Raw genomic sequence first — 24236 nt, forward strand, 5'->3', positions numbered from 1 at the left:
GCCATGTTCTCACTGGCGAACAAGGTCGCGGTCGTGACCGGCGGCGGGCGCGGCATCGGGAAGGGCATCAGCCTTGCGCTGGCGCAGGCGGGCGCGACCGTGATCTGCACGGGGCGCAGCGCGGCGCCGCTGGAGGCGACCGCGGCGACGATCCGTGCGCAGGGCGGCCGCGCGCTGGTTCTCGTCAACGACATCGCGCAGGCCGGCGCGGCGCAAGCCATCGTCGACCGTGCGCTGTCGGAGTTCGGACGGCTGGATGTCTGGGTCAACAATGCCGGCAGTGCCGCGCGCGAGGATGTCGGCCCGCTGATCGACCTCGATGAAGGTCAATGGGACCGGGTCGTCGGCCTCAATTTCAAATGGACGTTCTTCGCGGCCCAGGCCGCGGCGCGCGCGATGACGGCCGGCGGCGCGATCATCAACATCACCTCGCGCTCGGGCTCCCAGCCCAATCCGATGACGGGGCAGTACGGCGCGGCGAAGGCCGGCGTCGACAACCTCACGGGGACCATGGCGGTGGAATGGGGCCACCTCAACATCCGCGTCAACGCCATCGCGCCGGGACTGGTGCTGACCGAGGACAATGCGGAATTCATGTCCGGACCGCGGGCGCAGAAACAGGTCGACGTCGTGCCGCTCGGCCGGCTCGGCACGCCTGACGACATCGGCCCGCTCTGTGTCTATCTCGCCTCGGACGAGGCCGCCTGGATCTCGGGCATCGTCGTCCAGGCCAATGGCGCCAGCCGGGTTCCGTTCGGCTACCTCGCTTATCTGCACAAGATCGCGAAAGCGAAGCAGGAGGCGTCGGCCGCGACATGAGCTCATCGGAACGGCTCGAACCCTACCGCCGCGCCGACCTGCGGCCGCTCTACGATCCCAAGAGCGTCGCGATCATCGGCGCTTCGCCGCGGCCGACGTCGTTCGGCGCGCGCACGGCGTCCAACCTTAGGGGATTCTTCGGCGGCCGCACCCTGCTCGTGAACGACAAATATGACCGGATCGGCGAGACCCCCTGCTATCCGAATCTCCGCGCGTTGCCGCAGCTTCCTGATGTCGCCCTGATCACGACGCCGGCGGCGAGCGTGGAGCCCATCATCGAGGATTGCATCGACGCAGGCATTCCCAGCGTGATGCTCTACGCCTCGGGCTTTGCCGAGATCGGCACGCCTGAGGCCATCGAAACCCAGAACCGCATCGTGCGGCGCGCGCGGGAGGCCAATCTCCGGCTGCTCGGGCCGAACTGCGTCGGGCTTCTGAACTACACCAGCGGCGCGCGCATCACCTTTGCCGCGGTCCCCGAGACCCGGCCGCTGGCGCCGTTCGCGATCGGGCTGGTCAGCCAGTCCGGCGCGCTCGGCTTCGCGCTGGCCCAGGCCATCGAGCGCGGGGTCTCGTTCAGCCACGTCCTGACGTCAGGCAATTCCGGCGATGTCGACGTGGCCGACTGGATCGCCGTGCTGGCGGAAGATCCGGCCTGTGCCGTCATCGCCTGTGCGTTCGAAGGCATCGCGCATCCGCTGAAGATGCTCGCGGCGGCCGAGCGCGCCTGGGAGCATGACAAGCCGCTGGTCGTCTTCAAGCTAGCGACCGGCGAGACCGGCGCGGCGGCGGCGCTGTCGCACACCGGCTCGCTCGCCGGGTCGGACGCGTCCTGGCGCGCCCTCTTCGAACGCGGCGGCGCGGTCGTCGTCGACAATTTCGAGGACCTGATCGAGACCGCCGCCTTCTTCGGCAAGGTCGGCCGGCCGAAGGCCGAGGGCGTCGCGGTGCTCGCCGGCTCCGGCGGCGCGGCGATCATGGGCGCGGACAGCGCCGAGCAGCACGGCGTGCCGCTGCCGCAACCGGAGCCGCGCGTGCGCGCCGTGCTCGAGGCGCGCATTCCGCCGTTCGGCGCGCCGCGCAACCCCTGCGACGTCACCGCGCAGGTGATCTCGGACCCGGAATCGCTGATGGCCTGCGCGGACGCGCTGTTGTCCGACCCGAACTATGCCGCCCTGGTTTACGGCTGCCCTTACGCCTATGCGCCGGCCACCGAGCGCCTTCCGCACCTCAGCGCGCTCGCCCGCAGGCACGGCAAGCCGATCTGCGCGGTGTGGCTGACGCAATATCTGGAAGGGCCGGGTTCGGACGTCATCGAGCGCGATCCCGATATCGCGATCTTCCGCTCGATGGACCGATGTTTCGCGGCGCTGGCCGCCTGGACGGCGCGGGCGGATCGCGCGGCGCATTTGCCGGCCGGGCTCATCGTCGATGCCGAACGCCGGGCGCGCGCCGCTGCGCTATTGCCGCTAGGGGAGACCGTGCTCGGCGAGCGCGATACCAAGGCGCTGCTCGCCGCTTATGATGTCGCGACCTCGCGCGACATCCCGGTGGCGAACGCGGATGAAGCGGTGGAGGCGGCCCGGCGGCTCGGCGGCAAGGTCGCCATGAAGATCGACAGCCCGGATATCGCGCACAAATCGGAGGCGGGTGGGGTCGTGCTGGGCGTCGAGGGTGAAGCAGCCGTGCGCGCGGCTTTCGATGCGATCATGTCGTCCTGCGCGAAGGCCGCGCCCGGCGCGACGCTGCATGGCGTCATCGTGCAGGAGATGGTTGCCGCGGGCGTCGAGATCATCGTCGGGATCAAGAACGATCCGGGCTTCGGGCCGATGATCCTCATCGGCCTCGGCGGCGTCCTGACCGAACTGCTGCGCGACAGCGTCACGGCGCTTGCGCCGGTCGACGAGCGTGAAGCCTTGCACCTGCTCGCACGCCTGCGAGGCGCGGCGATCCTCGACGGCTTCCGCGGCTCGCCGCCGGTCGATCGCGGCGTGCTGGCGCGCACCATCAGCCGGATCTCGGTTCTCGCCTGCGCCCATCGCGACCGCCTGCGCGAGCTCGACGTCAATCCGCTGATTTGCCGCGGCGAGTCCGTCATCGCGGTCGATGGCCTCGCCGTGGTCGGCCCGTTGCCTGAGAGGGAATCATGAACTTCGAATGGAGTGCACGAGACCAGGCGTTCCGCGACGAGGTCAGGTCGTTCCTGGAGCGCGAGCTGCCGCCGGACTGGGAGACGATCGCGCGTCACGGGCCTGGCTCGCGGCAGCAGACCGAATTCTCCCGAACCTTCTGCGCCAGGTTGGCGGAAGCGGGGCTGCTGGTGCCGCATTGGCCGAAAGAGCATGGCGGGCGCGGCAGCTCGGTGTGGGAGCACTTCATCCTGGGCGAGGAGATGTGGGCGGTCGGCGAGCCGCGCGGCCCGCAATACATGAACGTCAATTGGATCGGCCCGACCATCCTTCGCTTCGGCACCGAAGAGCAGAAAGCGCGCTACATCCCGGAGATCGCGGCCGGCAACGCAGTCTGGTGCCAAGGATTCTCCGAGCCGTCGGCCGGCTCCGACCTTGCTTCGCTGCGAACCCGCGCCGATCGCGATGGCGATCACTTCGTCATCAACGGGTCCAAGGTCTGGACCTCCTATGCCGGTCTTGCCCAGCACTGCTTCCTGCTGGCGCGCACCGGCGGCAGCCGCAAGGAAGGCATCTGCATCTTCCTGATCTCGATGCAGACGCCGGGGATCACGGTGCGGCCGATACCTGCGCTGGTCGGCAACGGTGACCTGCACGAAGTGTTCTTCCAGGATGTTCGCGTGCCCGCGTCCAGCATGCTCGGCGAGGAAGGCAAGGCGTGGTCGTTGATCACCTACGCGCTCGCCAACGAACGCATCGGCCTGCCGCGCTATCAACTGTCCACGCGCATGCTCGGTGAGATGGTGCAACATCTCAAGGCCAGCGGCTCGTGGAGCGACGATATCGTCAGGTTCAGGGCGGGACAGGCGCTCGCGGCTTGCGAGGCTGCGCGCATGCTGGTCTATCGCGTCGTCGACCAGCGCTCGCGCGGCCTGCCGCCGAATGCGGAATCGTCTCTGGCCCGGGTCGCGATCGTCGAGGCCGATCACGCCGTCGCCAATTTCGCGCTCGATTTCGTCCCGGAAGCGTTTTCGGGCGACATCCTGCCATTGCTGAGGCCGCATCATGAGCGCGCGATCGCGGCCGGCATCGCCTCCGGCGCGGCCGAGATCCAGCTCGGCATCGTCGCCACCGATTATCTGAATCTGCCGAGGAGCTAGGCGCATGTTTCTCGATATCAGCGACGACCAGGATGCCCTGCTGACGACGACGACCGCGCTGCTGGCGCGCGCCAAAAATCGCGTCGTGCTCGGCGGCAGCAAGGCGTCCTTCGATCTCGAGCTCGATGCGGACCTGGAAAAAGCCGGCGTGCTCGATGCCGCGTCCTATCCCGAGTTCGGCGTGTCCACCGCCGCGCTCATCGTGCACGAGGTTGGCCGCAGCGCGTCCATCGCGGAAGTCGCGGCATCGGCCGTGATCCGCCCATTGATTTGCCCCGATGCGCCGCGGCCACTCGCCGTGCTGACGGGCGATCCCGCTCGGGCCGTGCGCTTCCTGCCGGTCGCGCGCGCCGTGCTCGTGCTGTCGAATGCAGGCGCGTCTTGGTTTCCGGTCTCGCCTGACGATATCGACGTCGTCGATGCCTATTTCGCCTATCCGATGGGGCGGCTGCGCGATCCCGCAAGCTGTCTCGCGCGTGCGCAAGCTGTCGCCGATCCGATCCTGGCGCGCCGTCTTGCCCAGCTCGCGGTGGCGGCGGAGATCACCGGCGTCCTTCAGGGCGGCCTCGACAGCGTGATCGCCCATGTCACCGACCGCAGGCAGTTCGGCCGGCCACTCGGCACGTTCCAAACCGTGCAGCATCGGCTCGCAGCCTGCGCCTCGAAGATCGCCGCAGCCAAATGGCTCGCGTTCAAGGCCGGTGGCGCCGGTGCAACGCACACGGACGTGGTCGCGGCGCTCGCGAGTGCGCAGTCCGCCGTCGATGCGATCGTCTACGATCTGCACCAGTTCCTCGGCGCCATGGGGCTGACGCTCGAGCATCCCCTGTATCGCTGGACCTATCGCGCCAAGCACCTCAAGTCGGAATTCGGCGGAGCTTCGTGCAGCAACCGGGAGCTGGCCGATCTCTATTGGGGTGAGCCGTCCGTCCAAAAGGTCGCGCTCTTGGCCTGAGCGCAGAAGCCCGTCGTTGAACCGGCATCGGGAGATGCGGCGCTCCCGTCAGGATCCCTGAACCCGGCGGCGAGCGATCTTCGACATCGATGTCCGTGCCCTCAGCCTGGAGCTTCTCAGGCCCGCTTCTCGTCGCGCCCATCGAAGCATTCGACACCTCACAAGAAGGCTTGACCCGCGCGATCCCAGACGCGAGAAATTGCGCATGAAGGGGCGTTGGCGCGCCTTCGTTGTGCGAAAAGTATTGTCGGGACAATCGATGGATTGGGAGCGGGTCAGGATATTCCTGGAGGTCGCGCGCGCCGGGCAGATCCTCAAGGCGTCGAAGAATCTGCGCCTGAACCACACGACCGTGGCGCGTCAGGTGACCGCGCTGGAGAAGAGCCTGAAGGCGAAGCTGCTCGAGCGGCATACCGCCGGCTGCACGCTGACCGCCGCGGGCGAGGCGCTGGTCCAGGCGGCCGAGCGCGCGGAAAGTGAGTTTTTGAAAGTCGGCGCCAATATCGGCGGCAGCGCGGACACCATCAGCGGCACGGTGCGCGTCGGCGCGCCCGATGGCTTTGGCAATTTCTTCCTCGCCGGGCATCTCGGTGCACTGGCCGCGCGCCATCCGGGGCTGGTCATCCAGCTCGTGCCGCTGCCGCGCACCTTCTCGCTGTCGCGCCGCGAGGCTGACATCGCGATCACGCTGGACCGGCCGAAGCAGGGCCGGCTCATCCTGTCCAAGCTCACCGACTACAGCCTCAGCGTCTACGCCTCGCGGGATTACCTGGAGCGCGAGGGTCCGATCGAGGCGCAGGCCGATCTCGCCGGCCGCCTGTTCGTCACCCACATCGAGGACTTCGCCTACAGCCGCGCGCTCGATTACGCCGCCGCCCTCGGCCGCCTGATGTCCCGCCGCTACGAATGCGGCAGCATCGTCGCGCAGATCGAGGCCGTCCGCGCCGGCCACGGCATCGGCATCCTGCACGACTACGCCGCCAGCCGTTATCCCGAGCTCCGCCGCCTGCTGCCCGAGATCCGTTTCGTCCGCAGCTACTGGCTGACCTCACATCCCGACACGCATGGAACGCGGCGCGTGCAGGAAGTGCATCGGTTTATTGCGGCTTCGGTGAAGGCGGCCCGGGGAGCGTTCGAGGCGGGGTGAGGGAGGGGTACGTAGCATGGGTAGGGCACTTGCGAAACGCGTCAGGGTTCATCGCGGTCGAGGCTGCGTGGATTTCACGTCGAGGCGCCCGATGCGGGTTCGACCCCCGGCGGTTTCGAAAGTCACTAGCCGTTCATTGCCTCCGCAGCCTCATGCGTACGCCGTTACCTTGTTTGCGACCTACTTGAGGGCGTGTACTTGTCTGTCGCTATCTGAAACGCCCCCGTCGAATAAGGCAATCTCGCCGCGCACAACGGACGACGGAGTCTTAATCCCCAATGGAAGGCAGAAGGAGCGCCGTATAGGGCTCAAATCCGCTTCGCACGCTCCGCGCGCTTTCAACTATAGTTTCAATTGACTAGAGAGCACCGCTGCCGAACTATCCAAAGTTTAGGCAAGGTGTCGGCGCGACTGTTCAGGGGGGCGGCTCTTCCGAAAAGCAATATCGATTCTCGATCGCTCCTGAATTCGCCATTGCTCGAACCAAGCGTCCATAATCTTGGTGTGGGCGACGACCAATTCAGCGGCGGCGTTGTCCGTCTCAACTGACTGCTTTCGAACCTGATTTTTTGACATCGCGAATCACCCCTAAGCAATCTTCTTACCAAAACTTAAACGGGACGTGAATCCTTGGCACACGGCATTACAAGAATTGAGTACCCGGAACTCTTTATAGGTTTCGTCGCACCAATCGGAACAGACATGCGTGCGTCGATCAACAGCTTTTCCAGCTATTTTAAAGCTGAGGGGTACAATGTTGTTCCGATCAAAGTAACAGCAGTCTTTGACAAGATCGCTTCCTTTCTTCCCCCTAAGAAGAAGTTAGTCCAAAGCGACGAGGCCGGCCGCCTAGAGACATACATCAAGTACGGGAACCAGCTTCGAGCGATTTTCGATGACGATCAAGTCCTGGCGGCAATAACGATTACGCGAATTGTTCAATGGCGCCGCGCACAAAGCGTTGCGCACAAAGCCGCCGCACCTGAGAAGAATATTTACCTACTTTACCAGTTTAAGCGACGTGAGGAGATTGACCTCCTTCGATCAGTTTATGGCCGCGCGTTCTTTCAAGTGTCGGTCTATTCGCGCAGGGGCGCCCGTGTCGATAATCTTTCGAGACGTTTTGCGGAAGGTCACAATCGAGGGAACACGAATACTTATCGAGGTGAAGCTGAAGAAATTGTTCAGCGAGATGAGAATGAATCTGATGAGCAGCATGGACAGCGAGTATCAAGAATCTTTCACGATGCGGATGTAATCGTCAATTCCGACAAAGGGGAAGAAGATGTCGATCGGCAAGTCAAACGCTTTTGCGATTTGTTATTCGGCTCAAATAGAATTTCTCCGAATAGGAATGAATACGGAATGTTTGCGGCCAAAGCGGCAGCTTTGCGAACGCTCGACTTGTCGCGCCAAGTAGGTGTCGCAATCTTCTCAGCGGATGGAGAGATTATTTCGATGGGGTCCAATGAGGTCCCCAAAGCCGGTGGCGGTACTTATTGGTGCGACGATCCTGAAGGGCATGACGATCGTGATTACCAAAGAGGTCACGATGCAAACGATAGGCGGAAAGCGCAGTTGCTGTTAGAGCTTCTCGAGTTGGCCAAAGTGCGCGGCGCAAAGAAGCTTGCTTCTGATAAGAAGATTCAAGAATCTCAGTTCATGGATGCACTTGAATATGGTCGCATCATACACGCAGAAATGTCGGCAATTTGTGATGCTGCTCGACTTGGTCGCTCGGTCCAGGATGCCATCCTGTTCACGACAACATTTCCTTGTCATCTCTGTGCTAAACACGTTGTGGCGGCCGGCATTAAGAAAGTAATCTTCCTTGAGCCCTATCCCAAGAGTCTTGCTGCGAACCTTCACTCGGACTCAATAACGATCGAGGGAGCGGATCGGGGCAAGTACGCAACGTTTTCGGGGGTGAGTTTTGAGCATTTCGACGGTGTTTCTCCGCGCAGGTATCGCGAATTATTCGAGCGATCGAGCAGAAAAAATTCGGGTGAGTTTCAAGAGCGGATCAGTGGCAGTAAGCAGCCAATCGTTGATCTAAAGTTTCCGTTCTATTTGGTGTTGGAGAAGCAAATTATCGAATCTACAACGGAGTCCTTGGCCAAGATCAATATGCCGGTAACCGCTCTAGAAGAGCAGGGTATAGTGAGGCGGGCGACCGGAATCAAAAAGTCAAGAGGGCGAAGGCCTCTTAAGATGAAAGGTAGATAAAGAGCCGGTGGGCTTCGGGAGGGCTGCGTGGGTATATATAATAGCGCGGAGTTTATGGGTGAGACGAAAGCGCATTCGGAAAATTTCTATGTCATTCATTATTCCTGCCAAAGCCTGTACGATGATAATGAAGCACTCTCTCCGCGGATTACATCGATTGCGATCACGCACTACGCGACACAGCAGACGGTTAGCTTTTCGACGCATGCAATAGCTGAAGAACTCCATATACCTCGCGAATCTGTTCGAGATCGTTTCGATGAGGTAGAGCGTGAATTGCTCAGAGGTTTCTACGCATTCATACGCGATCGACGAGACAAATATTGGATTCATTGGAATATGCGAAACCTCACCTATGGTTTCGAGCACTTGGAACATCGGTACAGGGTTTTGGGTGGTAACGATGCGCCTGTGATTCCGGTGGAGCGAAGGTTGAATCTCAATGATCTTCTCGCCGATCGCTATGGCGGCGACTATGCATCTCATCCAAAGTTGAAATCATTAATGGAATTGAACGGGGGGATTCATCGGCACTTTCTTACTGGTGAAGAAGAGGTGCAAGCTTTTCAAAACAACGAATTCATAAGAATGCATAATTCAACCTTGAGCAAGGTTGGCTTTCTGCATTCTGTCATTCGCAGGCTTATCTCCGGCAAGCTGCGGACAGCATCCCGTGGATTTGGTATTGCGCTAGATCGGATTTTCGAGAGCCGGTATGCGAAAGCTGTTGGCCTATTCGCAACTGCGGTTACGATTGGCGTTGGCATCTGGCAAATTCTTCTCTGGTTTAAAGAGGCGATCCCGAAGGCCGGATAAACCTTGGTGAGCATGCGCGCGTTGAATTGATGCCGTTCGGCTGTGTGCTCATTCTAAATAGCTGGCAGTCCGTTAGGCAAAACCCCCGCCCCTGTTTCGTCACCCCGTCAACCCCTTCCCGCAAAAATATTCCGCTTTACCGAAATTCGGTTTTGGCGTACATCTCGCTCATCCCGGCTCACCAGGAGGGGCGATCTCGAGGTCGTCTTGATCGCGAGCCGGGCTTGCGGTGGACGCGGCAGCGTCGGCACGAGAGGGGCGGGCAGGGCGGGGTGTTCCTGTGAGCCTGACACCCGCGTGCGACGAGCGGCGCTGCTAGGTTCGTCTCGTCTGTAAGTTTCCGGCCTTGTCGACGGGGTTGGAAATACTGCGGCGAAAGGGCGGGCCGCGCGTACGGCAAAACCGTGTGGTCCTGGCCGTCGTTGCTACGGTCAAGTCCGGCGAAGATGCGAGCGAGCCCAACCGGGCAGACTGCATCATCCAATTCGCGGGGCGAGGGAGGCCAAAGGAAAGTTCGGCTCCCGGGAGAGCACGGCATAAGTCGTCCGACCACCGCGCAGGGAAGGCCGAGTGATCGGCACCACCTGTATCTGCTGTGCGGTTTCCTGCGTGTGCTTTTCGCGCAGCAGACCGCGGGTGCGATGTCGGCACCCGGCCTTCCCTGCGCCCTCCTAGACGAGAGGGCTCACGAGATCAGGCAAAGCTCGGGCGAAATTCGCCGCGAGGCTGCAAAGCCGTGTCGGGATGGGACGGCCATTGGTACCAGCAATTCGCAGCCGGCTGATACGGCACAGAGCTGGCGGGGGATCTGGTCAGTGTCGGTGCCAGATGACAGGCATGGACGCAAAGCGGGGGTGGCTAGGGCAGGAATGAACGAGCTCCCGGTCGGGAAAATTCTCGGAAAGCTGCGCCGGCTCAGCTCGGGCGCCTCATGCCCGCATCAGCCGCAGCGCCAGGCATCGGCGCCCTCCAGGTCCGGCTGGAGACCCTGCTTGGTCCCGTCTCAACTAATTGATGGAGGCATCGCCGCCCGGCGCGCGCGGCGAGGAACTTGCGTGCCAGATCGGAGCTTGAATCCGCGGGCCAGAGTCGCCGCCGATTGCTGGCCTGCACGGCCCGCCTCCAAGCCCCCATGCCCCCCAGGGTGGGCCGTGCTTCATCAGAAGGAGACGCAATTGTCCGAACCGACCGATCAAGACATCAGAGACCGCGCGCACCATTTGTGGGAGCAGGCCGGCAAGCCCGAAGGCCGCGAGGAGGAATTCTGGCACGCCGCCGAGCAGGAGCTGCGCAACGAGGACAAGTCGAGCACGCTGCGTACGCCGGACACGCTGTGACCGACAAGACCTGCCCATTCTGCCAGGGGTTCGGATGGGTCTGCGAAAACCATCCGCTCCGGGCCTGGAGCGGGAAGCTCGGCGGCTGCCGCTGCGGCGAGGGCATGCCCTGCGCCTGCAACACGGCGGAAGACCCCGAGATCCGCGCGGTGATCGTCGAAGCCGACACGACGTGGCATTAGCGCGTCGGCTCGATGTGATGGTGCGTCGTGCGTAGGATGGGTAGAGCCCTTGCGAAACCCATCATGCCTCGACGTCGCCCAAGCTTGATGGGTTTCGCTTCGCTCTACCCATCCTACGCGCTCCGCATCCGCCGCACCGCTTCCGAGGGAACAGACCATCCCCGCAAGGCATTCAATGTCTGAACAGGGCGGGCTCTGACAACAACACTTTCCCACGGCAGTGCCAGCGGTGGACGAACAGAGGAAGATAGAGCACCAGATCGAACTCGCCACGCGAGCGGCCGCGCTCGTCAAGGACGAAACCACCGGCCATCGCTTCCGCAGCTTTGCCGAAGAGCTGAGGCGAAAGCTCCGCCGCATGCTGCGCCGCGGCCAGGTCCGCGCGCGTGCCTACGAGCTCTGGGAGCAGGCCGGACGCCCCGTGGGACGCGAGCTGGAGTTCTGGCTCGAAGCCGAGCGGCAGCTGGAAGATGAGCGGGAGGAGCGGAAGGGCTCCGATGCGCCCACGAAAGGATAGCTGGTGGTCCGATAACCGGGCATCAGCGCGGGGATCAAGAAAAAGCCGCCGGGCTCTTCACCCTGGCGGCCTCGAAAAGTCCGTAGCTGTCGATTGTCGCCGCAGCCTCACGCGTACCGCCGTTACCTTGTTTGCGGCCATGCCGGATCACTGTACGCGAGGGCGTGTGATTCTGCTGTGATCTAAACCACACAGCAAAGCGGTGTTGTCGCAGGAAAATTCCCGCGAACTGCGGTTGCAGGTCGCGCCGCCGCACCAGGCTCCGTCATTGCGAGCGCAGCGAAGCAATCCAGAGTCTTTCCGCGGAAGCAGCCTGGATTGCTTCGCTGCGCTCGCAATGACGGGGAGAGAGCGTGCTCCACACTCCGCTCTCGTGCCCCGGACGCAGCGCAGCGCGACTTCAGCGGTGCGCTGCAGAGCCGGGGCCCATCCATCCGCAGGGTGCCGTGTCGCCCTGGGTCCCGGCTCTGCGCTGCAACGCTCACGCGTTGCAGCTTGTCCGGGACACGAGCGTAAACGCCAACGATGCCGCCGCTCCCTCAGGCCCGATACCACGCCGCCAGATTCCACGTCGTGACGTCCCAGCCGGACATGTCCACCATGAGGCTGTTGACGTTGGCGTTGACGACGTTGCGGGAGAGCAGCGGCAGGAAGACGTTGGCCTCGCAGAAGGTCTCGTCGACCTTGATCAGCAGCGCGGCGCGCTTGGCGGGGTCGAGCTCGTTCTGCGCGGCCTTGTAGGCCTTGTCGGCTTCGGGATCGGACCAGCGCGAGATGTTGCGGCCGAGCCATTTGTTGTCCTTGCTGGCGACCTCCCAAGAGACGCACTGGTTCAGGAAGCGCTCGGGGTCAGGCTGCGGCTGCGTGGTGTTGTACATCTCCATGTCGGCGTAGAACTTCGAATAGGTGTCGGGATTGCCGACGTCGGAGGAGAAGAACACCGAGGCGGTGACCGCCTTGATCTCGATGTCGATGCCGGCCTTCTCGCAGGCCTGCTTGATGATGGCCTGCGTCTTCTGGCGCGGGGCGTTGGTCGAGGTCTGGAACACGTATTTGAGCTTCTTGCCGTCCTTCTCGCGGATGCCGTCCGCGCCCTTCTTCCAGCCGGCCTCGTCGAGGATCTTGTTCGCCTTCTCGATGCTGAACTCGTATTTCAGCTTGGGCGACTTGAACTGCTTGGGCGCGTTGACGAAGCTCGCGGTCGCGATGCCGCCGCGGCCGTAGATGAACTTCTGGATCGAGTCGCGGTCGATCAGGAGGTTGATCGCGCGGCGGACGGCGGGATCGGACAGCGAGGGGTGCTTGGTCTTGGCGTTGGAGCGCTCGCCGTCCACGTCGGTCCAGGGGTCGGTGGTGTTGAGGATGATGAACTCGACATTGCCGGAGGGCGTGATGTCGAGCTTGCCCTTGCCGCTCGCCTCCATGCGCTTGAGCACCTCCTCCTCCACCTGCATGTTCCAGGCGAAGTCGTATTCGCCGGTCTGCAGCACAGCGCGCGCCGCCGACACCGCATCGCCGCCGCCCTTGATCTCGAGCGTGTCGAAATGCGGCTGGTTCTTGATGTGGTAGTCGGGATTGCGCTCGGCGCGGATCAGGTCGCCGGGCTTGAACTCGACGAACTTGTACGGACCGGTGCCGACCGGCTTCAGATTGCCGGGCGCCTCGCGCGACTTGGCGCCGGCATAGTCGCCGAAATGATGCTTCGGCAGGATCTGGCCGACCGAGCCGACGAAGGGATCGGCCCAGAACGGCGTCGGCGCCTTGAACAGCACCTTGACCGTATGGTCGTCGATCTTCTCGACCTTGATGTCCTTGTAGGATCCTGTGCTGTAGGCGGCGGTGGCGAGATCGGCGGCATAGACCCAGGTGAAGACGACGTCGTCGGCGGTAAAGGGCTTGCCGTCATGCCAATTGACGCCCTGCTTCAGCTTCCAGACCACGCTCATGCCGTCGGGCGAAAGCCCGCCATTCGCCTTGGTCGGAACCTCGGCGGCGAGGCACGGGATCAGATTGCCTTCCTTGTCCCAGCCCGCGAGCGGCTCGAAGAACACGCGCGAGGCCATCTGGTCCTTGGTGCCGATCGCGAAATGCGGGTTGAGCAGGGTCGGGGCCTGCCAGAACAGCAGCTTGAGCGGGCCGCCGCCGCCGGCCTTGGTCGGCTTGTAGGGCAGCGTGGCGTCCGCCATCGCGACGTCGTGCCAGACCAGGATCTGGCTGGCGATCGGGGCCGCGATCCCGACCGCGGCCACCTTCTGCATGAACGAGCGTCGCGACAGCGTGCCTTGCTTCACCTGTCCGACCAGACCCCGGATTTCGCTCTCGTTCATCAGATAACCCTCCACCTCGACGACATCGATCGCCGGCATCATGTTGCATCACGCACGAGGCGGCAATGCCGGCGTGGCTGCAAGGCCATGCGACGAAATGACGATGGGGAGAGTTCTTGCGGGGCAGGATCCGGAGCGTTACCCGGATCGCCGCCCGGCAAGACCGGGCGGCGAACCAGTGCGAACTTAAGCGAACTTGGGGAAGTTCAAAGGACGCGAGGGAACGCTAACCCGGGCGCAGCAGGCGCATCAAGTTTCGTGATGTTGCCGCGGCCGGAGATTCATTGCAGCCGCCGGGAAATCGCCACATATGAACCCGCGGCGAGCGGCCCCGTCGCCAGCCGACATCTACCTGATGCCGAGCACGCCGATCGCCAGGGCCGACAGCAGCAGGGCGTGGCCGAGCAGCTGCAGCGCCGTGTTCGGCTGCGCCAGCCAGCGCGTGATCCTCTCGGAGAACGACAAGGTCGTATCGGCGAACAGGGGCTCGTAGCTGTGCCTGAAGAAGCGGCGGAGCTTGGTGCCGAGCCCCGAGGTCAGCATGGCGTGGAACGTCGACATCATGGCGACGAAGACGACGGCGCCGAACGGTTCGTCGACGAATTCGGCCGCGTTGATCAGCTTGATCAGTAGCGCGACGCCGGAATACATCGGCACGCCCTGAAGCACGAAATAGAGCGCAAAACATTCGAGCCATTTGCGGCCGGTGAGCTTGGGAGCGGCAAGTGCGGTCATGGTCCAGTCCTCGAGAAGTTCCGGTGGTGATGCCGCCAATCTCGCGCGCCGCGTGCCGCACTGCCGTGATGCGGCTCACGCTTGCGCAAAGGCCGTCGCATCAGGCGCGAATTCGTTTCGCGTTTGCGGCCGAACGGAGAAGGCGTACCCGCTCCCGGCGCTCAATTTGGATTTCCATTTCATTGATTTCCCCTTGCGGAGAAGCGAATACGGTTCCAATCATTCGTGCTTTGCCATGGAGACCAAAATGTCATTTCGCCTCCCCCTGATCCTCGCAACAGTGCTCGCCACCTGGTCGGCGGCAAGCTTCGCCGAGACCATCAAGATCGGCGTGACACCGGGGCCGCATGCGCAGATCCTCGAGGCGGTGAAGCCGATCGCGGCGAAGAACGGCCTCGACATCCAGCTGCTCGAATTCTCCGACTATGTCGTGCCGAACGCCGCGCTCGATGCCGGCGAGATCCAGGCCAATTCATTTCAGAACCAGCCTTACCTCGACAATCAGAAGGCCGATCGTGGCTACAAGATCGAGTCTGTCGCGCTGACCGTGAACTTCCCGATCGGCGTCTACTCGAAGAAGCACAAGGCCTTCGCCGACATCCCTGAGGGCGGCAAGGTCTCGATCCCGAACGATCCGACCAATGGCGGCCGCGTGCTGCTGCTGCTGCGCGACAAGGGCGTGATCAAGCTGAAGGACGGCGTCGGCTTCAAGCCGACCGTGCTCGACATCGCCGAGAACCCGAAGAAGCTGAAATTCATCGAGGTCGACGCGGCGCAGGCACCGCGCGCGCTCGACGACGTCGATGCCGCCGCGATCAACACCAATTACGCTACCCAGGCGGGCCTCGACCCGGTCAAGGATCCGATCCTGCGCGAGGACCCGAAGGGTCCCTATGTCAACCTGATCGCAGTGCGCACGGCCGACAAGGACAAGCCCTGGGTCAAGATCCTCGTCGACAGCTACCACACGCCGGAGGTCAAGGAGTTCGTGCTGACCAAGTTCAAGGGCGCGGTGCTGCCGAGCTGGTAGGCAATCTGCCCAGCTGCAGCGCAGCGTGGGCGATCGGGGCGGCCTTGCGCAGGAAACTTGGGTATGAGCCCTGCGCAATGCCCGCTTGTCTGGAGCGGCGTGACCCGACATCATCGGGGGCCTGGCCATCCAGTCTGACAGGGGTCGTATGAAACGCTTAGCAAACCTGAAACGCCTGGGCTTCTTCACGCGTCTCCTCGACGAGGCGCCTCCCGCCGAACGCTATCGCTTCGCGGCCGAGCAGATCGTGCGGGCCGAGAAAGCGGGCCTCGATTCCGCATGGATCGCGCAGCACCATTTCCACGAGCGCGAGGGCGGCCTGCCGTCGCCCTTCACCTTCCTCGGCTATGTCGCGGCGCAAACCTCGCGCATCCGGCTCGGCACCGGCATCGTCACGCTGCCGCTGGAAAATGCGGTGCGGGTGGCGGAGGACGCAGCCGTCCTCGATCTGCTCTGCAACGGCCGCTTCGAGCTCGGCGTCGGCACCGGCGGCAATCCCTCGGCCTTCGCCGCCTTCGGCCTCGACAGCACCCAGCGCAACGAGATCTTCGCGCGCAATCTGGAGGTGGTCCGTACTGCCCTGGTCGGCAAGCCGCTCGAAGGCGGCGACACCATCTATCCGCAGCGGCCGCAACTGGACAAGCGGATCTGGCAGGCGACGTTCTCGGTCGCGGGCGGCGCGCGCGCCGGCAAGGCCGGCGACGGCCTGCTGCTCTCGCGCACCCAGCCGCGATCGAAGGAGGCGCCGAAGGCAACGCTCGCCGAGATCCAGAATCCTGTCATCGACGCCTATCTGGAAGCGCTGCCCAAGGGGACCGAGCCGCGCATCATGGCCTCGCGCAGCATCTTCGTCGCCGACGACCATGCCGAAGCCCTGCGCCTCGCCGATATCGGGCTGCGCCGCGCGCTGCCGCAATTCATGAAGGGCGGACATCTTCCGCCGGGCGAGACGCTGGACGAGATGATCACTGCGTTCGACACCCATGTCGGCGATGCCGACCACGTCATCGCCTCGCTGCGGGCCGATGCGACGCTGGAGCGGATCACCGATCTCGTCTTCCAGGTGCATTCGGTCGACGCGCCGCACCCTTACGTCCTGCGCTCGATCGAGCTGGTCGCTGAGAAGGTCGCGCCGGCGCTGGGCTGGACCCGGACGGCGCCCGACGTGGCGCTGGCGGGCTGATCGGACATGAAGAGCATCGCGTTGAACGAGGCCGAGGAATGAGCACGCAGGATATCATCGACACGCTCGCCGGGATCGCGCCCGGCTCGGCGCTGGACGCCATCCGCGCCCGCCGCCTGCAGGCGCGCGAGAATGCGCAGAAGAGTTATCTGTCGCTGTTCGAGCCGATCGACGCCGGCGACTTCTCTCTTGTCGAGCGCGCCGCGGTCGCGGCCTTCGTTACCGGGCTCCATGGCGAATCCCCGGTTGCCTCGTTCTATCGCGACAAGCTTGCTGCAAACGCAGACGGCGCGCGGCTGCTGGAAGCGATCGATGCCGAGATCGCGCGGGGCAGGACCTCGGGGCCGTACGGCTCGTATCCGGCCGGTCCGCTATCGGTCGAAAACACGGCCGGCCTGATCTACCGCGTCAGTGCGGCGGGCAAGACGGCGCTTGGCGCAAGGCTCGCGGCTGCGTTCGAGCAGGCGCATTTGCTTGTGTTCCGCCCCCGCGATGCCGCGGATGCCGACATGAAGGCACTGCTTGCCGCCGGCTGGTCGACCACCGGTATCGTCACTTTCTCCCAACTCGTCGCGTTCCTGTCGTTTCAGGTGCGCGTCGTCAGCGGTCTGCGCACGCTCGCCGCGGCAAGCGCGTAAGGAGGCAATCATGAGCACCGTCAATCCGCCCGTCGCCTTCACCCAGGACGAGCTCGGCTGGGTCTCCTGGATCGATCCGCTGCCGGAGGCCGAGCTGACCGAGCGCCACTTCAACGGCCTCGTCGACCGCGCCCGCGCCAAGTCGGAATACTTTCGCCTCCTGGTGCGCGATCCCGAAGTGCTGGAAGCCCGCACCAAGACCGACAAGGACATCTTCTACAACGTCGCCGACGGGCTGCCGCGCGCCGAGCGCGAGCTCGCGGCTGCAGCGACCTCGCGCTACAACGGCTGCATCTATTGCGCCTCGGTGCATGCGCGCTTCGCCAGCACCTATTCCAAGCGCCGCGACGACGTGCAGCGCCTGCTCGACGAAGGCGTCAAGGCCGATCTCGGCGAGCGCTGGAATGCGGTGGTCAAGGCCTCGGTCGCGCTGGCGGAAACCCCGATCGCATTCGGCCCCGAAAATATCGCGGAGCTGCGTAGCGCCGGCCTCGACGATGCCGAGATCGTCGATGTCATCAACGGCGCCTCGTTCTTCAACTGGGCGAACCGGCTGATGCTGTCGCTCGGTGAGCCCTCGAAATAGGCAATCCCACCGGCACGAGAATTGCTGCTTTGTTTCAACACCTGACTGGATGGAGCTGTGCATGAGCAACATCAATCGCCGAAACCTGGTCACGGGCTCGCTCGCCCTGATGGCGGGGGCAGCCTTCTCTCGCGCCGCCTTCGCCGACGCTGATCCGATCCTGCTCGGCGTCAGCGGCCCGCTCACGGGACCGAACGCGCAATACGGCACGCAATGGAAGCAGGGCTTCGATCTCGCGCTGGATGAGATCATGGCGGCCGGCGGCATCAACGGGCGCAAGCTCGCCTACCAGTTCGAGGACAGCCAGAGCGATCCGCGCCAGTCGGTCGCGATCGCCCAGAAATTCGTCTCCAATCCCGCCATCGTGCTGGAGCTCGGCGATTTCTCGAGCCCAGCCTCGATGGCGGCCTCCCCGATCTATCAGCGCGGCGGCCTCGTGCAGTTCGGCTTCACCAATTCGCACCCTGATTTCACCAAGGGCGGCGACTTCATGTGGAGCACGTCCGTGAGCCAGGCTGATGAGCAGCCGCTGCTGGCGGCCTATGCGGTCAAGCGCCTCGGCCTGAAGAAGCTCGCGGTGCTGCATCTCAACACCGATTGGGGCCGCACCAGCCGCGACTACTTCACCAATGCCGCCAAGGAATATGGCGCCGAGATCGTGGTCACCGAGGGCTACATCGCGGAGGAGCGCGACTTCCGCTCGACGCTGGTGCGCGTGCGCGACGCCAACCCGGACGGGCTGATCCTGATCTCCTATTATTCCGACGGCGCGCTGATCGCCCGTCAGGCCCGCCAGGTCGGCCTGAAGCAGGTGATGTGCGCTGCGAGCTCGGTCTACTCGCCGAAATTCATCGAGCTCGGCGGCGAGGCGGTCGAGGACGTTCACGTCGGCACGCGCTACTTCCCCGAGGACACGCGGCCCGAGGTGCAGAAGTTCATCGCGGGCTTCAAGAAGAAGTACAACGGGCAGGAGCCGGACGCCTTCAACGCCTATGCCTATGACGCGATGAACATGGCCGCCGCCGTCGTCAAGATCGGCGGCAGCGATCGCAAGGCGATCCGCGAGGCCTTCACCAAGGTCAAGGACGTTCCGAGCGTGATCTTCGGCGCGGCGACGTTCGACGTCGCGACCCGCCGCGTCAAGGGCGCCATGAACGCCGAGCTCGTCGTCCGCAAGGGCCAGTTCGCGCTCTGGGACGGCAAGCCGACTTAACCTGATGGCCGGAGCGGGGGCTCCGGCCGCTTCCCTCTCGACGCGGTGATACCAGCGTGTCTTCCTGGCTCGACTACACGATCAACGGGCTGATCGTCGGTAATGTCTACGCCCTCGTTGCGGTCGGGCTCGCGCTGATCTTCGGCGTCAGCCGGCTGATCAACTTCGCGCAGGGCTCGATTTACCTCGTCGGCGCCTATATCGGCTGGGTGGCGGTGGTGCAGCTGCATACGCCGCTTCCGCTCACCATCATCGTCGTTGCGGTGGCCGCTGCGATCGTCGGGCTGATCATCGAACGGTTCGGGCTGCGGCCGTTGCAGAACTCGGTACGCATCGCGCCGCTGCTCGCGACCATCGGCATCAGCTTCGTGCTCGATCAGCTGGTGATGCTGACCTTCTCGCCGAACCCGCGTGCGCTGCCGAGCCAGTTGCCGGATGTCCGCTTCCAGGTCGGCGGCGGCACCATCGGGCCACTTGACCTGCTCATCGCCGGCGTCGGCCTCACCAGCGCGTTGCTGCTGTTCGTGTTCCTGCGCTACTCCAAGCTCGGCTGGGCGGTGCGCGCGGCGTCGCAGGACCGCGACGCCGCGATGCAGATGGGCGTCGACGTCAACCGGGTCAATCAGGCCGTGTTCGGCATCGCGGCCGCGCTCGGCGGTGTCTCCGGCATGCTGGTCGGTATGTACTACAACCAGATCGACACCGCGATGAGCCTGCAGGCGACGCTCAAGGGCGTCGTCGCCGAAGTCGTCGGCGGTGCCGGCAACGTGCCCGGTGCGGTGATCGGCAGCCTGCTGCTCGGCCTCGTCGAGAGCTATGGCGTCGCCGTGTTCGGCACCAGCTACCGTAATCTGTTCGCGTTCCTGCTGCTCGTCGTCGTGCTCGTGCTTCGGCCGAACGGCCTGTTCGCCAGCGCGCGGCAGGCGCCGCCCGAGCCGCTCACCGGCACCTTCATCGCGCCGAGCCGTCCGTTGCGCATTCCGCGCTGGGCCCTGGCTGTTGCCGCGGCCGGCTTTGCGATCCTGCCGTTGTTCCCGGTCTCGTTCTACGTGCTCCAGACCCTGATCAACGCCTGGCTGCTGGGCATGCTCGCGTTGAGCCTGACGCTGGTCGCGGGCACGATCGGGCAGGTCTCGCTCGGGCATGCCGCGCTGCTGGCGATCGGCGCCTATACTTCAGCGCTGCTGTCGCTGACGGCAGCCGTCCCGGTCGGGCTCGCCGTCATCGGCGGCGGCCTGATGAGCGCCGCGCTCGGCACCGCGCTGATCTCGCCGTCGTTCCGCCTGCGCGGGCACTATGTGTCGATCGCCACGCTCGCCATCGGCGAGATCGTCTCGCTGGTGATCCTGAACTGGGAGAGCGTCACGCGCGGGCCGATCGGCATCTCCGGCATCCCGCCGCTGTCGCTGTTCGGCTACGAGCTGATCAGCCCAGCCTCGATCTACTGGTTCAGCTTTGCCGTGATGGTGGTGCTGGCGCTGCTGCAGGGGCGGTTGCTGAGTTCGCATCTCGGCCGCAGCTTCCGCGCCATCCGCGACGACGACATCGCCGCGCGGGCCTATGGGCTCAGCCTGAACCGCTACAAGTCGCTCGCCTTCATCTTCGGCGGCTTCGCTGCCGGCGTCAGCGGCGGCATCGCGGCGCATCTGTATTCCTACATCAACCACGAGACCTTCAACACGCAGCAATCGATCCTGGCGCTGACCGTCGTCATTCTCGGCGGCCTCGGCAATGTCGTCGGCGCGATCCTCGGAGCAGTGGCGCTGGTTGGTCTGCCTGAAGTGTTCCGGATCGCGGCGGAGTACCGCATCCTGATCTACGGCATCGTGCTGCTGCTGCTGGTGCGGTTCAGGCCGCAGGGCCTGTTGGGGACGATGTGATGGCGGAGCAGTCTCACATGCTGTCCCTGCGCGGGCTGACGCGCCGCTTCGGCGGCCTCACCGCCGTCGATGCCATCGACCTCGATCTGGCCAAAGGCGAGCTCGTCAGCATCATCGGCCCCAACGGTGCCGGCAAGACCACGCTGTTCAATCTCGTGACCGGCCTCGACCGGCCCGACGCCGGCACTGTCCGCTTCGAAGGCCAGGACATCACGGGCCTGTCGCCGGAGCGGCTCGCGGGCGAGGGCATCGCGCGCACCTTCCAGCTCGGCCGTGTCTTCGGCAATCTCAGCGTCATGGACAACGTTCTGATCGGCGCGCACACGCGGCTGCGCGCGGTGAAGCCGGCCGTGCCGGTGATTGGCCCGCTGCTGGAGCTGGGTCTCGCACTGCTGCGCCCCGCCAGCGTCAAGGCCGAGGAAGAGCGGCTGCGCGAGGAGGTGAAGGTCATCCTCGCCCGCTTCGGTGAACGGCTGCTGCCACGGATCGACCAGCCCGCCTATAGCCTGTCCTACGCCAATCGCCGCCGCGTCGAGATCGCGCGTGCGCTCGCGCTCAAGCCGCGCCTTCTGCTGCTCGACGAGCCCACCGCTGGCATGAACCCGACCGAGACCGCGGAGATGCAGGCGCTCGTCGCCGAGTTGAAAGCCGAAGGGCTGACCATCCTGCTGATCGAGCACAAGTTGGAGATGGTAATGCGCCTCTCCGATCGCGTCATCGTCATGGACGAGGGCAAGAAGATCGCGGAAGGTTCGGGCGAACAGGTGCGCAGCGATCCCAAGGTGATCGAGGCTTATCTCGGCCACGGGTTGTCAGGAACGTCGGAGCAGGAGAGCGCGGCATGACGACGAGCGCCCCCGAACCGCTGCTGGCGCTGTCGAACGTTAATACGTTCTACGGCCAGGCCCAGGTGCATTTCGATCTCTCGATTACGGTCGCGCGCGGCCACATCGTCTGCCTGCTCGGCGGCAATGCCAGCGGCAAGTCGACGACGATGAAGATCATCCTGGGGCTGGTGAAGCCGCGCTCGGGCGAGGTGACCTTCGACGGCGCCTCGTTAATCGGCCTGACGACACCGCAAATCGTCCGGCGTGGCATCGCCTCCGTGCCCGAGGCGCGGCGGTTGTTCGCGGACATGAGCGTGCGGGAAAACATCCTGATGGGCGCCTTCGTCCGCAACGACCGCGAGGCGATCGCGCAGGATCTCGACAAGATGCTGACGCTGTTTCCAAAGCTCGGCCAGCGGCTGTCGCAGCGCGCCGGCTCGCTCTCCGGCGGCGAGCAGCAGATGGTCGCGATGGCGCGCGCGCTGATGAGCCGGCCGCGCATGATCGTGATGGACGAGCCGACCATGGGCCTGTCGCCGCTCTATGTCGATCGCGTGCTGGAACTGATCCGCACCATCAACCAGGAAGGCGTCTCGGTGTTCATGGTCGAGCAGAACGCCAGCCTCGCGCTCGAGATCGCGCACGAGGCCTATGTGCTGCAGACCGGCAAGATCGTGCTGTCCGGGCCCGCGCGTACGTTGAAGGACGATCCCCGCGTGCGCGACGCCTATCTCGGCGGTTCCGAAGCGGCCTGACGCAGTGCGCTGACCTCTCCACGTCATGGCCGGGCTTGACCCGGCCATCCACGTCTTGCCACCCAACACGAAGAACGTGGATGCCCGGGACAAGCCCGGGCATGACGACTTCCGTGCTCACGCCGTCGCAGCGCTCGCGATCTGCTCCGCCGGCAGATCGTCGCCATTGGGATCGCCCGGCGCGGTCGCCCAGGCCAGCTCGACCAGCGTCACGAACCGGCGGCCGCCGCCATCGAGCTGGACGACGATCAGGCCCTGCTCCTCCATATAGCCGAGCAGCCGCTGCGCGCGGCGCAGCGAGTGCGAGCCATAGGCGCGCGCGATCGCGGCGTCGCCCGGGCAGGGCCAGCCTTCCTTGGCGGCGCGCGCGATCATCATGAACACGCCCTGCATGTCGTCGGGCAGGATCGAGGCGCGCAGCGAGACATCCTGCCAGGCGTCGTCCTCGGCCAGATCCGTGCCGAGGCCGGCGCGCGCATGCGTCAGCATGCGGCGAAAATCGTTGAGATCGGGCACGGCGGCCCCTAAGCCCTCGATGCGGCAGCGGACGACGAATTCCTGATAGAGCACGCCGATGGCGCGGAAGCCGGCGTCGGGCTCGGCGAGCACGGCGCGCAGCGTGCGATTAACGCGCTCGCGGCGCTCGGCGAGCTCCTCGGCACTGACCGGCACCTCGACCGCCTCCGGCTGGATCACCGGCGTGGCGGCGGCCTTCGCCGCGCGCAGCTGCTCGAGCAGATCCGGCGCGGGCCGGCGCTGCGGCCGGCTGGCATCGGGCGGCGGCGCGGCCAGGATCATGGCGCGCATATCTTCCGTGGCCGCCTCCGGCATCGGCATCAGCCGCGGCGTCGAGTTGCGCGGGCTTGTGTCGGTCGGGCCGATGTTCAGGCGCAGCGGACGGCGCGACAGCGCGGGGCCCAGCGCCATGAACTGGCCGCGCTCGAGGTCGCGAAAGGCTTCGGCCTGCCGACGCTCCATGCCGAGCAGATCGGCCGCGCGTGCCATGTCGATGTCGAGGAAGGTGCGGCCCATCAGGAAGTTGGAGGCCTCTGCCGCGACGTTCTTGGCGAGCTTTGCGAGGCGCTGGGTCGCGATGATGCCGGCAAGGCCGCGCTTGCGGCCGCGGCACATCAGATTGGTCATGGCGCCGAGCGACAGTTTTCGCGCCTCGTCCGAGACCTCGCCGGCAACAGCCGGCGCGAACAGCTGGGCCTCGTCGACGACCACGAGCATCGGATACCAATGGTCGCGGTCGACGTCGAACATCCCGCCGAGAAACGCGGCCGCACGCCGCATCTGGTTCTCGGCGTCGAGACCTTCGAGATTGAGCACGGTGGAGACGCGATGCAGCCGCGCGCGCTCGCCGGCGACCTGAAGGCCGCGCTCGGTGTGGTCCTCGGCCTCGATGACGAGATGGCCGAAGCGTTCGGCCAACGTGACGAAATCGCCTTCGGGGTCGATGATCGCTTGCTGCACCCAGGGCGCGCTCTGTTCAAGCAAGCGTCGCAGCAGATGCGATTTGCCGGAGCCCGAATTGCCCTGCACGAGGAGGCGGGTCGCCAGCAGTTCCTCGAGGTCCATGGCAGCCGCGGCGCCTGCCGTGGTCAGCCCCATCTCGATCGCAACCGTCATGCCGACTCAAGTCCCCGTCATTCGCGGACAGGGGCTTATCAATCCCGCCGCGGCGCGTCGAGCGCCACGGCGCGAATCATGCGGCGTTGCCCACGGCGGCGTTCACCGTCATCCCTGGAACAATGAAGAGGAGTGGCGTTCA

The 24236-nt window shown here is 64.6% G+C and carries 21 protein-coding genes; 18 read left to right on the forward strand and 3 right to left on the reverse strand.

The genetic code is table 11. The features are described from left to right. Positions 1 to 3 precede the first annotated feature (3 nt). The 10 genes from QRQ56_RS27625 to QRQ56_RS27670 all read left to right on the forward strand — a co-directional run bounded on the left by QRQ56_RS27625 (position 4) and on the right by QRQ56_RS27670 (position 11288). Positions 4 to 819, forward strand: coding sequence for an SDR family NAD(P)-dependent oxidoreductase (locus QRQ56_RS27625; protein ID WP_438744340.1), 816 nt, complete (start codon positions 4 to 6; stop codon positions 817 to 819). Beyond that, positions 816 to 2969: an acetate--CoA ligase family protein gene (locus tag QRQ56_RS27630; protein ID WP_438744341.1), complete on the forward strand. Its 2154-nt coding sequence runs from the start codon at positions 816 to 818 to the stop codon at positions 2967 to 2969. The genes QRQ56_RS27625 and QRQ56_RS27630 overlap by 4 nt, the downstream gene beginning before the upstream one ends. Next, complete coding sequence (locus QRQ56_RS27635) at positions 2966 to 4108, forward strand: acyl-CoA dehydrogenase family protein (protein ID WP_438744342.1); 1143 nt, start codon at positions 2966 to 2968, stop codon at positions 4106 to 4108. Before QRQ56_RS27630 ends, QRQ56_RS27635 begins: the two co-directional genes overlap by 4 nt. A gap of 4 nt (positions 4109 to 4112) precedes the next feature. Then, a complete protein-coding gene (locus tag QRQ56_RS27640; RefSeq protein ID WP_438744343.1) occupies positions 4113 to 5063 on the forward strand; it encodes an acyl-CoA dehydrogenase family protein in 951 nt (316 codons plus the stop codon). Between the two features lie 259 nt (positions 5064 to 5322). Then, positions 5323 to 6210: a LysR family transcriptional regulator gene (locus QRQ56_RS27645; protein ID WP_438744606.1), complete on the forward strand. Its 888-nt coding sequence runs from the start codon at positions 5323 to 5325 to the stop codon at positions 6208 to 6210. 630 nt (positions 6211 to 6840) lie between these two features. Then, entirely contained in the window at positions 6841 to 8436 is a 1596-nt protein-coding gene (locus QRQ56_RS27650) for an anti-phage dCTP deaminase (RefSeq protein ID WP_438744344.1), read from the forward strand. Positions 8437 to 8463: 27 nt separating this feature from the next. Next, positions 8464 to 9252, forward strand: coding sequence for a hypothetical protein (locus QRQ56_RS27655; RefSeq protein ID WP_438744345.1), 789 nt, complete (start codon positions 8464 to 8466; stop codon positions 9250 to 9252). 1175 nt (positions 9253 to 10427) lie between these two features. After that, positions 10428 to 10589 (forward strand): DUF2934 domain-containing protein, encoded by a 162-nt coding sequence (locus QRQ56_RS27660; RefSeq protein WP_438744346.1) that lies wholly within the window; start codon positions 10428 to 10430, stop codon positions 10587 to 10589. Then, positions 10586 to 10771, forward strand: a complete 186-nt coding sequence (locus QRQ56_RS27665; protein WP_438744347.1) for a hypothetical protein — start codon at positions 10586 to 10588, stop codon at positions 10769 to 10771. Before QRQ56_RS27660 ends, QRQ56_RS27665 begins: the two co-directional genes overlap by 4 nt. Positions 10772 to 11000: 229 nt before the next feature. Further along, the gene (locus tag QRQ56_RS27670; RefSeq protein WP_438744348.1) at positions 11001 to 11288 is read left to right on the forward strand and encodes a DUF2934 domain-containing protein; all 288 of its coding nucleotides are present in this window, start codon (positions 11001 to 11003) and stop codon (positions 11286 to 11288) included. 539 nt (positions 11289 to 11827) lie between these two features. On the opposite strand, the gene QRQ56_RS27675 is transcribed toward QRQ56_RS27670, so the two are convergent. Together QRQ56_RS27675 and QRQ56_RS27680 are read right to left on the reverse strand one after the other, a co-directional pair. Then, positions 11828 to 13615: a peptide ABC transporter substrate-binding protein gene (locus QRQ56_RS27675; protein WP_438744607.1), complete on the reverse strand. Its 1788-nt coding sequence runs from the start codon at positions 13613 to 13615 to the stop codon at positions 11828 to 11830. Between the two features lie 348 nt (positions 13616 to 13963). Then, positions 13964 to 14350: a hypothetical protein gene (locus QRQ56_RS27680; RefSeq protein ID WP_438744349.1), complete on the reverse strand. Its 387-nt coding sequence runs from the start codon at positions 14348 to 14350 to the stop codon at positions 13964 to 13966. A gap of 235 nt (positions 14351 to 14585) precedes the next feature. Here QRQ56_RS27680 and QRQ56_RS27685 point away from each other — a divergent pair, with 235 nt between their 5' ends. The 8 genes from QRQ56_RS27685 (at position 14586) to QRQ56_RS27720 (ending at position 22462) form a co-directional block, all read left to right on the forward strand. After that, the gene (locus QRQ56_RS27685) at positions 14586 to 15380 is read left to right on the forward strand and encodes a MetQ/NlpA family ABC transporter substrate-binding protein (protein ID WP_438744350.1); all 795 of its coding nucleotides are present in this window, start codon (positions 14586 to 14588) and stop codon (positions 15378 to 15380) included. Between the two features lie 148 nt (positions 15381 to 15528). Continuing rightward, on the forward strand, positions 15529 to 16563 hold the full coding sequence (locus QRQ56_RS27690; RefSeq protein WP_438744351.1) for a putative FMN-dependent luciferase-like monooxygenase: 1035 nt from the start codon (positions 15529 to 15531) through the stop codon (positions 16561 to 16563). Positions 16564 to 16601: 38 nt separating this feature from the next. After that, the gene (locus QRQ56_RS27695; RefSeq protein ID WP_438744352.1) at positions 16602 to 17201 is read left to right on the forward strand and encodes a CMD domain protein; all 600 of its coding nucleotides are present in this window, start codon (positions 16602 to 16604) and stop codon (positions 17199 to 17201) included. A 10-nt stretch (positions 17202 to 17211) separates the two neighbouring features. Continuing rightward, positions 17212 to 17787 (forward strand): alkylhydroperoxidase domain protein, encoded by a 576-nt coding sequence (locus QRQ56_RS27700; RefSeq protein ID WP_438744353.1) that lies wholly within the window; start codon positions 17212 to 17214, stop codon positions 17785 to 17787. 61 nt (positions 17788 to 17848) lie between these two features. Beyond that, on the forward strand, positions 17849 to 19000 hold the full coding sequence (locus QRQ56_RS27705; RefSeq protein ID WP_438744354.1) for an ABC transporter substrate-binding protein: 1152 nt from the start codon (positions 17849 to 17851) through the stop codon (positions 18998 to 19000). A 56-nt stretch (positions 19001 to 19056) separates the two neighbouring features. Next, entirely contained in the window at positions 19057 to 20880 is a 1824-nt protein-coding gene (locus tag QRQ56_RS27710; RefSeq protein WP_438744355.1) for an ABC transporter permease, read from the forward strand. Next, positions 20880 to 21725, forward strand: a complete 846-nt coding sequence (locus QRQ56_RS27715; RefSeq protein WP_438744356.1) for an ABC transporter ATP-binding protein — start codon at positions 20880 to 20882, stop codon at positions 21723 to 21725. Before QRQ56_RS27710 ends, QRQ56_RS27715 begins: the two co-directional genes overlap by 1 nt. After that, positions 21722 to 22462: an ABC transporter ATP-binding protein gene (locus tag QRQ56_RS27720; protein WP_438744357.1), complete on the forward strand. Its 741-nt coding sequence runs from the start codon at positions 21722 to 21724 to the stop codon at positions 22460 to 22462. The genes QRQ56_RS27715 and QRQ56_RS27720 overlap by 4 nt, the downstream gene beginning before the upstream one ends. Positions 22463 to 22579: 117 nt before the next feature. Here QRQ56_RS27720 and QRQ56_RS27725 read toward each other — a convergent pair whose 3' ends face one another. Continuing rightward, complete coding sequence (locus QRQ56_RS27725) at positions 22580 to 24094, reverse strand: helicase HerA domain-containing protein (RefSeq protein ID WP_438744358.1); 1515 nt, start codon at positions 24092 to 24094, stop codon at positions 22580 to 22582. Positions 24095 to 24236 lie beyond the last annotated feature (142 nt).

The sequence above is a fragment of the Bradyrhizobium sp. U531 genome (genome assembly GCF_051710265.1).
Taxonomy (GTDB): Bacteria; Pseudomonadota; Alphaproteobacteria; order Rhizobiales; family Xanthobacteraceae; genus Bradyrhizobium.

Coding starts and splice junctions, on each gene's coding strand:
- QRQ56_RS27635 (WP_438744342.1), top strand. CDS start 2,966: ATGAACTTCGAATGGAGTGCACGAGACCAGGCGTTCCGCGACGAGGTC.
- QRQ56_RS27725 (WP_438744358.1), bottom strand. CDS start 24,094: ATGACGGTTGCGATCGAGATGGGGCTGACCACGGCAGGCGCCGCGGCT.
- QRQ56_RS27640 (WP_438744343.1), top strand. CDS start 4,113: ATGTTTCTCGATATCAGCGACGACCAGGATGCCCTGCTGACGACGACG.
- QRQ56_RS27680 (WP_438744349.1), bottom strand. CDS start 14,350: ATGACCGCACTTGCCGCTCCCAAGCTCACCGGCCGCAAATGGCTCGAA.
- QRQ56_RS27720 (WP_438744357.1), top strand. CDS start 21,722: ATGACGACGAGCGCCCCCGAACCGCTGCTGGCGCTGTCGAACGTTAAT.
- QRQ56_RS27700 (WP_438744353.1), top strand. CDS start 17,212: ATGAGCACCGTCAATCCGCCCGTCGCCTTCACCCAGGACGAGCTCGGC.
- QRQ56_RS27715 (WP_438744356.1), top strand. CDS start 20,880: ATGGCGGAGCAGTCTCACATGCTGTCCCTGCGCGGGCTGACGCGCCGC.
- QRQ56_RS27690 (WP_438744351.1), top strand. CDS start 15,529: ATGAAACGCTTAGCAAACCTGAAACGCCTGGGCTTCTTCACGCGTCTC.
- QRQ56_RS27630 (WP_438744341.1), top strand. CDS start 816: ATGAGCTCATCGGAACGGCTCGAACCCTACCGCCGCGCCGACCTGCGG.
- QRQ56_RS27625 (WP_438744340.1), top strand. CDS start 4: ATGTTCTCACTGGCGAACAAGGTCGCGGTCGTGACCGGCGGCGGGCGC.
- QRQ56_RS27705 (WP_438744354.1), top strand. CDS start 17,849: ATGAGCAACATCAATCGCCGAAACCTGGTCACGGGCTCGCTCGCCCTG.
- QRQ56_RS27685 (WP_438744350.1), top strand. CDS start 14,586: ATGGAGACCAAAATGTCATTTCGCCTCCCCCTGATCCTCGCAACAGTG.
- QRQ56_RS27695 (WP_438744352.1), top strand. CDS start 16,602: ATGAGCACGCAGGATATCATCGACACGCTCGCCGGGATCGCGCCCGGC.
- QRQ56_RS27675 (WP_438744607.1), bottom strand. CDS start 13,615: ATGAACGAGAGCGAAATCCGGGGTCTGGTCGGACAGGTGAAGCAAGGC.
- QRQ56_RS27645 (WP_438744606.1), top strand. CDS start 5,323: ATGGATTGGGAGCGGGTCAGGATATTCCTGGAGGTCGCGCGCGCCGGG.